This window comes from Pantoea sp. Morm (assembly GCF_016643525.1).
GTDB lineage: Bacteria > Pseudomonadota > Gammaproteobacteria > Enterobacterales > Enterobacteriaceae > Pantoea > Pantoea dispersa.
The window spans coordinates 34,634-45,871 of sequence record NZ_VOQX01000040.1 but is presented as its reverse complement, the minus strand read 5'-3'; the positions used below and the strand labels follow the sequence as shown (position 1 = coordinate 45,871).

At 58.4% G+C, this 11,238-nt stretch carries 10 protein-coding genes and 2 pseudogenes; 8 read left to right on the top strand and 4 right to left on the bottom strand.

What is annotated here, in order from left to right:
- A partial coding sequence (argF, locus tag FT726_RS15175) for an ornithine carbamoyltransferase (protein WP_346302986.1) occupies nt 1-963 on the bottom strand: 963 nt, incomplete at its 3' end.
- Nucleotides 964-1,125: 162 nt separating this feature from the next.
- Here argF and rraB point away from each other — a divergent pair.
- Together rraB and miaE are read left to right on the top strand one after the other, a co-directional pair.
- Entirely contained in the window at nt 1,126-1,545 is a 420-nt protein-coding gene (gene rraB / locus FT726_RS15170) for a ribonuclease E inhibitor RraB (protein WP_282995852.1), read from the top strand.
- A gap of 56 nt (nt 1,546-1,601) precedes the next feature.
- Entirely contained in the window at nt 1,602-2,363 is a 762-nt protein-coding gene (gene miaE, locus FT726_RS15165) for a tRNA isopentenyl-2-thiomethyl-A-37 hydroxylase MiaE (RefSeq protein ID WP_088516037.1), read from the top strand.
- Nucleotides 2,364-2,525: 162 nt separating this feature from the next.
- On the opposite strand, the gene FT726_RS15160 is transcribed toward miaE, so the two are convergent.
- Entirely contained in the window at nt 2,526-3,008 is a 483-nt protein-coding gene (locus tag FT726_RS15160; protein WP_021507677.1) for a YlaC family protein, read from the bottom strand.
- A 102-nt stretch (nt 3,009-3,110) separates the two neighbouring features.
- A pseudogene (locus FT726_RS15155) lies at nt 3,111-4,823 on the bottom strand (flagellar biosynthesis protein FlhA); the annotation flags it as partial.
- Here FT726_RS15155 and FT726_RS15150 point away from each other — a divergent pair.
- The 6 genes and pseudogenes from FT726_RS15150 to FT726_RS15125 all read left to right on the top strand — a co-directional run bounded on the left by FT726_RS15150 (nt 4,822) and on the right by FT726_RS15125 (nt 10,467).
- On the top strand, nt 4,822-5,601 hold the full coding sequence (locus FT726_RS15150; protein ID WP_058770671.1) for an OmpA family protein: 780 nt from the start codon (nt 4,822-4,824) through the stop codon (nt 5,599-5,601). The pseudogene FT726_RS15155 and the gene FT726_RS15150 sit on opposite strands and share 2 nt — an antisense overlap.
- Before the next feature lie 257 nt (nt 5,602-5,858).
- Nucleotides 5,859-6,461, top strand: a complete 603-nt coding sequence (locus FT726_RS15145; protein WP_021507674.1) for a hypothetical protein — start codon at nt 5,859-5,861, stop codon at nt 6,459-6,461.
- Nucleotides 6,462-6,586: 125 nt separating this feature from the next.
- Entirely contained in the window at nt 6,587-8,026 is a 1,440-nt protein-coding gene (locus tag FT726_RS15140) for a circularly permuted type 2 ATP-grasp protein (RefSeq protein WP_058770669.1), read from the top strand.
- Nucleotides 8,020-8,949 carry an alpha-E domain-containing protein gene (locus FT726_RS15135; protein WP_021507672.1) on the top strand — a complete coding sequence of 310 codons (930 nt, stop codon included), beginning with the start codon at nt 8,020-8,022 and terminating at the stop codon, nt 8,947-8,949. The genes FT726_RS15140 and FT726_RS15135 overlap by 7 nt, the downstream gene beginning before the upstream one ends.
- A pseudogene (locus FT726_RS15130) lies at nt 8,946-9,745 on the top strand (transglutaminase domain-containing protein). Before FT726_RS15135 ends, FT726_RS15130 begins: the two are co-directional and overlap by 4 nt.
- Nucleotides 9,746-9,762: 17 nt before the next feature.
- Nucleotides 9,763-10,467, top strand: a complete 705-nt coding sequence (locus tag FT726_RS15125; protein ID WP_031279727.1) for a proteasome-type protease — start codon at nt 9,763-9,765, stop codon at nt 10,465-10,467.
- 44 nt (nt 10,468-10,511) lie between these two features.
- On the opposite strand, the gene FT726_RS15120 is transcribed toward FT726_RS15125, so the two are convergent.
- On the bottom strand, nt 10,512-11,132 hold the full coding sequence (locus FT726_RS15120; RefSeq protein ID WP_021507669.1) for a response regulator transcription factor: 621 nt from the start codon (nt 11,130-11,132) through the stop codon (nt 10,512-10,514).
- Nucleotides 11,133-11,238 lie beyond the last annotated feature (106 nt).

The following is an 11,238-nucleotide window of genomic DNA, read 5'->3' as shown; positions in this document are numbered from 1 at the left end:
CATGCGGTTTTCCGCCTGGTCAAACACCACGCTATGGTCGGATTCAAACACCTCGTTGCTGACTTCCATGCCGTCGTGCAGACCATACTGTTCGGCCATCTGCCGTCCGAGCGTGGTTTGGTCATCATGAAACGCGGGCAGGCAGTGCAGGAATTTCACCTGCGGATTGCCGGTCAGCGCCAGCATCGCGCTGTTAACCTGATAAGGACGCAGCAGGGCGATGCGCTCTTCCCACACCGATTTCGCTTCGCCCATCGATACCCAGACGTCGGTATAGATGAAATCAGCACCCTGCACGCCTTCGGCAATCTCTTCTGTCAGGGTGATTTTGCCGCCGGTGTGCTGCGCTGCCGCGCGGCACTGCGCCACCAGCTCCTCTTCTGGCCAGCAGCCTTTCGGTGCCACCAGCCGCAGATCCAGCCCCACCAGCGCTGCCGCTTCCAGCATGCTGTTGCCCATGTTGTTGCGCGCATCGCCAACGTACACCAGCGTCATCTCGCTCAGCGCTTTGCCCGGCAGATGCTCCTGCATAGTCAGCAGGTCAGCCAGCAGCTGCGTCGGATGGAACTCGGTGGTCAGGCCGTTCCACACCGGCACGCCGGCATATTCGGCCAGCGTCTCTACCAGCGCCTGACCGTAGCCGCGATACTGAATGCCGTCATACATACGTCCCAGTACGCGCGCGGTGTCTTTCATCGACTCTTTATGGCCGATCTGGCTGCCACTCGGGCCGAGATACGTCACGTTAGCGCCCTGATCGTAGGCGGCAACTTCGAAAGAGCATCGGGTACGGGTCGAGTCTTTTTCGAAGATGAGCGCGATGTTTTTGCCTTTCAGGTACTGGGTTTCGCTGGCGTTTTTCTTTGCCTGTTTTAATTCACTGGCGAGTGATAACAAACCGGTTATTTCGGCTGGGGTGAAATCCAGCAATCTCAGGAAATGTCTCGAATACAGCTGACTCATACTGCGCTCCGCATTACATCAATAATGAATTAAAATTCAATCTAACCGTATGAATATGCATTTTCAACCCCAGCGATAAGAAACTTTCTGTTTTGTGTAGTGGCGCGCGAGGCAGTGTGGGAAAATAATTGCATTCACTGCCACCATTTTGAGGACACGCCCATGGCATACGAAGCATTGCTGGAAGAACAGCGCGAAGAGACGCGCCTGATCATTGAAGAGTTGCTGGAAGACGGCAGCGATCCGGATGCGCTTTACACCATCGAGCATCATCTCTCCTGCAACAACTTCGACTCGCTGGAAAAGGCCGCGGTTGACGCGTTCAAGCTGGGCTATGAAGTCACCGAGCCGGAAGAGCTGGAGCTGGAAGACGGCAGCACCGTGATGTGCGTCGACATCCTGAGCGAATCGGCGCTGAAGCCGGAGCTGATTGACGCGCAGGTCGAGCAGCTGGTGAATCTGGTCAGGAAATACAACGTCGATTACGACGGCTGGGGCACTTACTTTGAAGATCCGGATGCCGAAGATGAAGACGACGGCGAAGAGATCGACGACGAAGACGATGACGGTGTACGTCACTAAGCCCTGACGGGCGGCACATGCCGCCCGGTAATTTTCCTGCCAGCAAAGAATCTCCGATGAATTACGCTTCGCTATTAGACCCCATTCACCAGTTTTTACAGTGCCGCACGCCGCAGGCGTGGATTGATGAAGCGCGCAAGCCGGAAAATCTTACGCTGCTGCTTACCGATCACATGGTATGCGAGTTGAAAGCGGCGCAGACCGCAGTGTGGCTGATCCGCAAATACGTCGCGGATAAACCCAGTGGCGACGCGATTCTGGCGTGGCTGCAGCCGTACGAAGATTTTATTTTCGGCGAGAATCACGACAGCGATTTTATCAATGCCCACAAGAATCTCAGCAAAAGCATTATTGTGCGCAATGAACTGCCGTGGGCTGATGAGATGGTGGAAAAGATGGTGCTGCTGATCAAAGAGGAGCTGCACCACTTTTATCAGGTGTGGGAAATCATGCAGGCGCGCGGTTTGCCCTATCGCAAGATCACCGCCAGCCGCTACGCCAAAGGGCTGCTGCGTGAAGTGACTACCCATGAACCGGATACGCTGGTGGATAAACTGATTTGCGGGGCGTATATCGAAGCGCGTTCCTGCGAGCGCTTCGCCAGCCTGGCGCCGTACCTAGATGCGCAGCTGGAGAAGTTTTACATCTCGCTGCTGCGTTCCGAAGCGCGCCACTATCAGGATTACCTGACGCTGGCGGCACAGATTTCACCGAAGGATATCGCGCCGCGCGTGCGGGCGATTGGGGCAGCAGAAGCGCGCTTGATCAGCGAACCGGACGCTGAGCTGCGCTTTCACAGCGGCGTGCCAGCATTTTGATTTGGTGCGCGCGGCGAAACTTCCTGACCCAGCCTTCAGGCGTTGTCTTACTACCCTCTTTAGCTTCGCATACCCTCTGTATAAAGACGCTGGGGGTAGTAATTAAGCAGTGAGTCATCAAGGGCTTATAAATACCATGGAAGCAGGAATGAATTTGCCCGATCAGATCTTCGCGGCGCGCTGATGGCCCCAGGTCAGGTAGTAGACATCATAAAAATCCACTTCTCCTTTCTGCTGCATCAGGCGATCGATGCCGCTGCGCACGCGCTCGGGCGTGCCCGGATTCTCCAGGATCTTGTCCAGCGCCTGCTGTGAGACCGGCTGCACGTAATACCACTCGCCGTTATAGCACACGCGCAAATCCAGCGTATCGATGTCCTCGAAGCGGTATTTCGGGTTGATGTCCAGCAACATCAGAAAACTCATCACCAGCACGAACACCGTGGCGAACCAGAAGGCCGGCCAGCCGAGCATCTCGGTCGAGAAAATCAGCGCCACGCACAGGCCGTAGCACAGGTACATCACGCCCCACAGCCCCGGATGGGTTTTCAGGAAGTTAAAGCTAAAACGCGGCAGATTATCGCGCCGCTCTTCGCGGTTGAGCGTGTCGATTTCATCGATCAGAATTTGTTTAATCGCGTCCATTATTCACCTCTGAATATCACTGCCTGCCAGTAAACCACATAAGAGTGAAGGGCGGCAGAGACAGATCAGCGGTGTTTTTTTATAACAGTTTTCCGCAACGCATCAGCTTACCTGCCCGACAATCTGCAGATTGGCATCGTCCGGCACCTCGTTATACGACAGCACATTCAGCCCGCTGGCGAACAGCCGGGCGTAGCGCGCAATCAGCGGCCGCAGCTGCGGCGTCACCAGCAGCACCTGCGTCAGGTTCTGCGCTTTCAGCTGTTCCATCATCACCGGCAGCGTGCTCTGCAGCTGGGTGAGAATGTTAGGGTCGACCGGGAAGCTGTCCAGCGCCACTTTGCCGCCCTGCTGCGCCTGATTGAGCGCTGCCAGCAGCAGGTTTTCCAGGCTGTTATCCAGCGTATAGGCCGACAGTGGTTTGTTGTCCGGCGCAATCGCCGCCACCATGGCGCGGCGCAGCGCGTAGCGCACATCGGAGGTCAGCAGGATCGGATCTTTGGTGATCGCCACGCTCTCCAGCAGCGTGGTGGCAATGGTGGTGATGTCCTTGAGCGATACCTGATCGTTGAGCAGCAGACGATACACCTTGAGCTGCAGACTGTAGTTCACCGCGGCGTTGAGATCCTCTGACAGCTTCGGCGCCACGCTCGCAAGCCGCTGATGCAGCTGAGTAATATCATCGTAGTTGAACAGCTCCGGCAGGTTTTCGCGCACCACTTTGTTGACGTGCGTGGCCACCACGCTGGCGCAGTCGACTACCTGATATCCCAGATTCAGCGCTTTGGCTTTCTGCTCCGGCAGGATCCAGGTCACCGCCATACCGTACGCGGGATCGGTATCCAGCAGGCCGTCGATCTCACCGTACTGATCCGGCGTCGGCAGCGCCATCAGGCGGTCGGCGTGCACTTCGCCCACCGCGGTGCGAACGCCGTTGATCTTGATGGCGTACTGCGACGGCTTTAAGTGGAAATCTTCACGCAGGGCGATCTCCGGCAGCAGCACGCCGCTGGTTTCCGACACCACCTGGCGCACACCGCGCATACGCTGAGTCAGCGGCGCGCCTTTGCCTTTATCCACCAGCGTGACCAGCTTGTAGCCCAGGTTAAGGCCGATGGGCTCGACCAGCGGAATATTGTCCCAGCTGATGGTCGGCTGTTCGTCCGGCTGCGCCAGCGCCTGATTGATCGCCTCCATGTCGACATGGCTTTGCGTCGGCTTCTCCACCACGCGGCTCTGACGCCACGCGGCGAATAGCAGCAGGGCGGTGAAGACGAGGAACACCATGTGCGGCATGCCCGGCACGATGGCCAGCACAAACATCACGCCCGCGGCGGTATACAGCGTGGCCGGTTTCGCCAGCAGCTGCGACTTCACTTCCTCGCCCATGTCAGCGCCGTCGCTGATGCGCGTCACGATGATCGCCGCCGCCGTCGACAGCAACAGCGACGGGATCTGCGCCACCAGACCGTCACCGATGGTCAGCAGCACATACTGTTCGAACGCCTGGCCGGCCGGTAAACCGTGTTTGAATACGCCGATCAGGATGCCGCCCAGCACGTTGATCAGCAGGATCATAATGCCGGCAACGGCGTCACCGCGCACAAACTTGGAGGCGCCGTCCATCGCGCCGTAGAAGTCCGCCTCGTTGGCCACATCCTGACGCCGTACGCGCGCCTGTTCCTGATTAATCAGCCCGGCGTTGAGATCGGCGTCGATCGCCATCTGTTTGCCCGGCAGCGCGTCGAGGGTGAAGCGCGCCGACACTTCAGAAATACGCTCGGCCCCTTTGGTCACTACCACAAAGTTGATCATGGGCGCCGTCACCGAAGACGAGCGTAAAGAGATCGTCGCGCAGCTTAACGGCACCTCGGTGTTTAACGGTTCCGGCTTTAATCCGTTCGATGTCGAAACCGGACGCGGCTCCGCCATTATTGGTGAAACGCTGGCGATTGCGCCGCCGACCGAGGGTGCCACCGTCAGTGACACCAGCGCGGAAAACAGCGACAACAACGCCAATCAGCCTAAGGAAGATCTGGACAGCGTGCTGTCGCGCTCCGACGCCGAGCTGGCGCAGCTGCGTCAGCAGATCCAGAGCATCATCAACAGCTATCACGCCCAGAACCTGCTGACGCTGGAAACCCTGCCGCAGGGGCTGCGTATCCTGATTCAGGATGACCAGGATCGCATGATGTTTCCGCGCGGCAGCGCGGTGCTGACACCGTTTTACCAGCGCCTGCTGACCGAACTCGGTCCGGTGTTTAACCGCATCGACAACAAAATCATGATCAGCGGCCACACCGACGCCGCGCAGTACAGCGGCAACGCGGCGTACAACAACTGGAATCTCTCCGGTGACCGTGCGCTGGCGGCGCGGCGCGCGCTGGAGCGCGGCGGGCTGGAAAGCACGCGCGTGCTGCAGGTGAATGCCATGTCATCCCGTATGCCGCTGGACAAAGCCGATCCGCTCAGCGCACGTAACCGCCGCATTGAAATCATGGTGCTCACCGAGGCGGCAGCCGAGACGCTGTTTCAGTTTTATGGTCGCGAAGGGGAGAACGTGGTGAAACCCATCGCTGACCGCCTGCGATAACCTGTCAGTGCCTTTGAATCAACTGTTGATTCTACCGGTGGCGAAATCCACCGGTTTTTTTTGCCTGTTTTTTGCTGCGGCAGACGCCGGGTAAACGAGGCGCGCCACGGCATGCCACGAAATGTTAAATATGTTAATAAGTAATTTGGCTTTAGTAAGCTAAATCATTCTTTTATGTGAATTTTGCCGGTGTGCGCACATTGCAATGCCCGGTGGCTTTGCCACAATTAGGCAACGTGGCTATCCGGAGAAAGAGTATGTCTGCCCAATCTTCCAGTCTGCTGTTACTGATGTCTTTCGCCGCCGGTACCTTTTCCGCGGGATCGTCAGGTAACCCGCAGCATTTAATGTTATCGCTGCCGTCCGGCGGTGTACCCAATAATCCGCTGCCGCTGATCATCTGGCCGTGCGTGGTGCCGGAAGAGGAGGAGGACAGCGCGGCCTGGTTTGAAAAAACCTTTAGCGCCAGCGGCTGGCCTGCGGCGTGGCGCGCGCCGATTTTTCCTTACACCCACTATCATCCCAACACCCATGAGGTACTGGGCGTCGGTGCGGGCTGGGCGGAAGTGCTGTTTGGCGGCGACAGCGGCCGCATGGTGACGCTGCGTGAGGGGGATGCGGTACTGATCCCGGCTGGCGTGGGCCATAAACAGGTGTTTGCCTCCGACGACTTTTTCACCGTTGGCGCCTATCCTGAAGGAATGTCACCGGAAACCGTGCGCGACGAACCCTCCCGGCTGCGTGCGTCGAAAGAGCAGATCCAGCGCGTGCCGCTGCCGGATCGCGATCCGTTTACCGGCGGCGAAGGAGCAATGACCGAAATCTGGCTGCCAGTGGCGCAGCAGCTGATGCACCAGTAAGGTGCAAGGCAAGGATTATCCGGCGCGGCTCCGCTTTCGGGGCGCGCGTGCCGTTGCGGCGGCGGGCCTCTGGCACACTTTGTGCAGGAGAGAAGTCAGGTCCTCTGACAAGCGCCGGGTAAATCATGAAAGCACGCGACCAGATAGCATCAACCTTCTACGATGAGATGTTGCAGAGCGACGGTCAGCACCGCGCTCACTATCAGCATTACTGGGAATGGTTACAACAGGCGGACAAAGAGGCGGTGGCGCGCAAACGTGAAGAGGCAGAACTGCTGTTTCATCGCGTTGGCATCACCTTCAACGTCTACGGTGACGATGGCGGTGCCGAGCGGCTGATCCCGTTCGACAGCGTGCCGCGCATCATTCCTGCCAGCGAATGGGCGATGCTGGAACGCGGCATTCGCCAGCGCGTTCAGGCGCTCAACGCCTTCCTGCACGATATCTACCATCAGCAATATATTCTCAAAGCCGGCATCGTGCCGGCCGAGCAGGTGCTGGTTAACGATCAGTATCAGCCCTGTATGCAGGATGTCGATCTGCATCGCCAGATCTACGCGCACATTACCGGTGTCGATATGGTACGCAACAGCGACGGCGACTATTACGTGCTGGAGGATAATCTGCGCACGCCGTCCGGCGTCTCCTACATGCTGGAAAACCGCAAAATGATGATGCGCCTCTATCCGGAGCTGTTTGCCGCGCAGCATATCGCGCCGGTGGAGCGCTATCCCTCGCACCTGCTGCAGACGCTGCGCGAAAGCTCGCCGGTTAACGATCCGGTGGTGGTGGTGCTGACGCCGGGACGTTTCAACAGCGCCTACTTCGAACACAGTTTTCTCGCCCAGCAGATGGGCGTGGAGCTGGTGGAGAGCGCCGATCTGTTCGTCAAAGACGGCGCGGTGCTGATGCGTACCACCGCCGGGCCGTGCAAAGTGGATGTGATCTATCGCCGCGTGGATGACGCCTTTCTCGATCCGCTCGCCTTCCGGCCGGATTCGATGCTCGGCGTGCCGGGACTACTGTCGGTATACCGATCCGGCAATGTGGTGCTGGCGAATGCGATCGGCACCGGCGTCGCCGATGACAAGTCGATCTACCCGTACGTGCCGGAAATGATCCGCTACTACCTTGATGAAGATCCGATCCTCAATAATGTGCCCACCTGGCAGTGCCGCAAGCCGCAGGATCTGAGCTACGTGCTGGCCAATCTGGCGCAGATGGTGGTGAAAGAGGTGCACGGTGCCGGCGGTTACGGCATGTTGATTGGTCCGGTTGCCAGCCAGCAGCAGCTGAGCGAGTTCCGCGAACGGCTGCTGGCGCGGCCGGATAATTACATCGCGCAGGATACGCTGTCGCTCTCCACCTGCCCGACCTTTATCGACAACGGTCTGGCGCCGCGCCATATCGATCTGCGGCCTTTTGCGCTGTACGGCGCGGATATCCGGCTGGTGCCGGGCGGCCTGACGCGCGTGGCGCTGACCGAAGGCTCGCTGGTGGTGAACTCGTCGCAGGGCGGCGGCACCAAGGACACCTGGGTGCTGGAGGATGACACATCATGCTAAGCCGGACGGCCAGTGGCCTTTACTGGATGGCGCGCTATCTGGAGCGTGCAGAACAACTTGCCCGGGTATTGGATGTGACCCATCGCCTGTCGCTGATGCCGGTGCGCAATCGCCAGGGCGACGAACTGCTGTTGCCGCTCAACCTGACCGGTACGCGTCAGCTGTTTGAAACCCTCAACGGGCGCTGCACCATGCCGCAGCTGTTCAACTTCTTCGCGCTGGATGAGCGCAACCCGAGCAGTATTTTCAGCTGCTGGCAGGCGGCGTGGAACAACGCGCACGCGGTGCGCGGCAGCCTGTCATCCGAAGTGTGGGAGAGCATTAACTCGACGTGGATTGAGATGCGCAACACGCGCCGCCGCGGTATCTCGCCGGCCGGTGCCGACAGCTTCTTCGACTGGGTGAAAGAGCGTTCGCATCTGTTTCGCGGCGCGATGTCCGGCACGCTGCTGCGCGGCGATGCGCTGCGTTTTATCCGGCTTGGCACGCTGATGGAGCGCAGCGACGGCACCGCGCGGCTGCTGAGCGTTAACCAGCAACTGCTGGAGCAGCATCCCGACACGGTACGGGAATATTACTGCCTCGATAGCCTGCTGCGCGCGGTGTCGGCGCGCGAGGCCTACAACGCCATCTTTAAGCAGCAGCTGATGCCGCCGCTGGTCAACGAAATGCTGATCCTGCGCAGCGAAAGTCCGCGCTCGCTGCACTCCTGCATTGAAGAGATCGCCAGCCAGCTGGAGCAGATTGGCAGCAGCGGCGAAGATCGCCCGCGCTATCTCAGTACCGTCCTGCTGGCGGAGATGCGCTTCAGCACCTGGGAAAGCCTGACGCGCGACGGCCTGCAGCCGTGGCTGGACCATTTTCTCAGCCGCATCAACGCGCTGGCGGAGAGCATCAATCACACCTATCTGGAGGCGAAATGAGACTGAACATTGAGCATAAAACCTGGTACGCCTATGAGCAGCAGGTAAAACTCAGCACCCAGTATCTGCGCCTGACGCCGCAGAATTCGGTGCACCAGCAGGTGCTGTCGTGGCAGCTCGATCTGCCGTGTGAGGCGACGCGCACGCTGGATGCTTACGGCAACGTGCTGCACGTGCTGACGCTGGACAGGCCGCATCAGCTGCTGGAGATTGCCGCGCGCGGCGTGGTCGAGATTCTGGATGCCAGCGAGCTGGCGCCGGATCCGCAGTCGACGCTGTCGCCGCTGGTGTTTTTGCGCGCTACGCCGCTGACCCAGCCGGACGCGGCGATCCGCGACTTCGCCCGGCGCTACTGGCAGGCGGAAAAACCGCTCGCCAGCCTGGAGAGCTGATGGACGAGCTGCTGCTGAAGATGCCGTACCGGCCCGGCAGCACTGCGGTGAGCGACAGTGCGGCGAAAGTGTTTGCCGCCGGCAGCGGCGTTTGCCAGGATCACAGCCACGTGTTTCTCGCCTGCTGTCGCAGCCTGGGGATCCCGGCGCGCTACGTCAGTGGTTATCTGTATACTGACAACGTTGAACACGTTGCTACTCATGCCTGGGTTGAAGCCTGGCTGGATGGCAGTTGGCACAGCTTTGATATCACCAATAACACGCGCAGTACGCGGCAGCATTTGCGGCTGGCGGTGGGCGTCGACTATCTCGATGCCTGTCCGGTGCGCGGCATTCGTCTGGGCGGCGGCGGTGAAGATATGCTGGCGGTGGCTGCGGTGCAACAGGTGCACGGGCAGCAGTAATCGGAACAGGCGTAACTATGACTTATTGTGTGGCAATGCGTTTATCGGCCGGGATGATTTTTGTCTCGGATTCACGCACCAATGCGGGCGTGGATCATATCTCCTCGTTTCGCAAACTGCATGTGTTTCAGGTGGATGATGAGCGCACGCTGGTGCTGCAAAGCGCTGGCAATCTGGCGACGACGCAGAGCGTCATGAGCCTGCTGCGGCGCAACTGCAACGACAGCGAACAACCCAATCTGCTTAACGGGCGTTCGCTGTACGACATTGCGCTGCTGGTAGGCGCCACGCTGCGTGAAGTGATTGCGCGCGACGGCGAGGAGTTTGGCGGCACGCTGCTGCTGGGCGGGCAGATTCGCGGCGAAGAGCCGCGGCTGTTCCAGATCTATCCGCAGGGCAACTTTATTGAAGCCAGCGTCGACACGCCGTACTTCCAGATTGGTGAGAGCAAATACGGTAAGCCAATTATTGACCGCGTGCTGCGCTATGAGACCTCGCTCAGCCAGGCGATGCAGTGTGCGCTGATCTCCATGGATTCGACGCTGGCGAGTAACATCTCCGTCGGCCTGCCGCTCGACGCGATGGTTTACCACAGCGACAGCTTTAGCGACAGCGAGCAGTACCACATCACCGAACAGCATCCCTACTTTTCCCAGATCCGCCAGCTGTGGAGCAAAGGGTTGCTGAGCGTGTTCTCTCAGCTACCGCCGCTCAAGCTCTGACCTGCTGCCCGGTCGTCACGCTGGCGAACCGGGCCGGATTTGACTCACACCAGCTCATTGGCGCGCGCCGCCGTATTAATTCCGCTAATCCCTTTCAGGCCGAGCTTACGCAGAATTTTAATTTTATAAGTGCTGATGGTTTTACTGCTCAGCTGTAATTGTGAGGCGATCTCTTTATTACTCATCCCGGAGGCCAGTTTCACCAGCACAATCAATTCGCGGCGCGTTAAACTCATCAATTTCTCGCTTTCAATCAGCTCGGCGGCATCCGCTGCACTGTGCGTGACCGGATAAAAACGTTTTCCGCGCTCGACTTCTTTTATTGCTGTCAATAAAGTTTCCAAATCGCCGCGTTTACACACATAGCCTTCTACCCCTAACTGCAGGCAACAGCGTTGATAAAACAGGCTTTCTGAGGCGGTAAAAACAATGATTTTTTGCTGCGGCAAAATACGTTTAATGTCGGCAATCAGCGGAATACCCGCGCGGCCGGGCATGGTCAGGTCCAGCAGCACCACGTCTGGCTGCGCATGATGTAATTCGCTAATCAATAAATCGCCTTTGTTGGCAATGCCCGCAACCGAATAGTCATAAGCGTGCAGCAGTGCCTGAATACCCGCACAGATTAATGGGTGGTCATCAACTATAAATACCGAATGAATCATATGTGTAGTCCAAAAATAAACAAAAAAAGAACGCAAGGAATAAACACCGATGAAAATTCATTAGCAGAGGTGTGACCAGATTAATTCACGGGTCTTAAGAATAAGA

Excerpts from the sequence above, each read along its gene's own strand:
- FT726_RS15145 (WP_021507674.1), top strand. The coding sequence starts at position 5,859 with ATGTCTGCCCAATCTTCCAGTCTGCTGTTACTGATGTCTTTCGCCGCC.
- miaE (WP_088516037.1), top strand. The coding sequence starts at position 1,602 with ATGAATTACGCTTCGCTATTAGACCCCATTCACCAGTTTTTACAGTGC.
- FT726_RS15120 (WP_021507669.1), bottom strand. The coding sequence starts at position 11,132 with ATGATTCATTCGGTATTTATAGTTGATGACCACCCATTAATCTGTGCG.
- FT726_RS15160 (WP_021507677.1), bottom strand. The coding sequence starts at position 3,008 with ATGGACGCGATTAAACAAATTCTGATCGATGAAATCGACACGCTCAAC.
- FT726_RS15140 (WP_058770669.1), top strand. The coding sequence starts at position 6,587 with ATGAAAGCACGCGACCAGATAGCATCAACCTTCTACGATGAGATGTTG.
- FT726_RS15135 (WP_021507672.1), top strand. The coding sequence starts at position 8,020 with ATGCTAAGCCGGACGGCCAGTGGCCTTTACTGGATGGCGCGCTATCTG.
- FT726_RS15125 (WP_031279727.1), top strand. The coding sequence starts at position 9,763 with ATGACTTATTGTGTGGCAATGCGTTTATCGGCCGGGATGATTTTTGTC.
- rraB (WP_282995852.1), top strand. The coding sequence starts at position 1,126 with ATGGCATACGAAGCATTGCTGGAAGAACAGCGCGAAGAGACGCGCCTG.
- FT726_RS15150 (WP_058770671.1), top strand. The coding sequence starts at position 4,822 with ATGGGCGCCGTCACCGAAGACGAGCGTAAAGAGATCGTCGCGCAGCTT.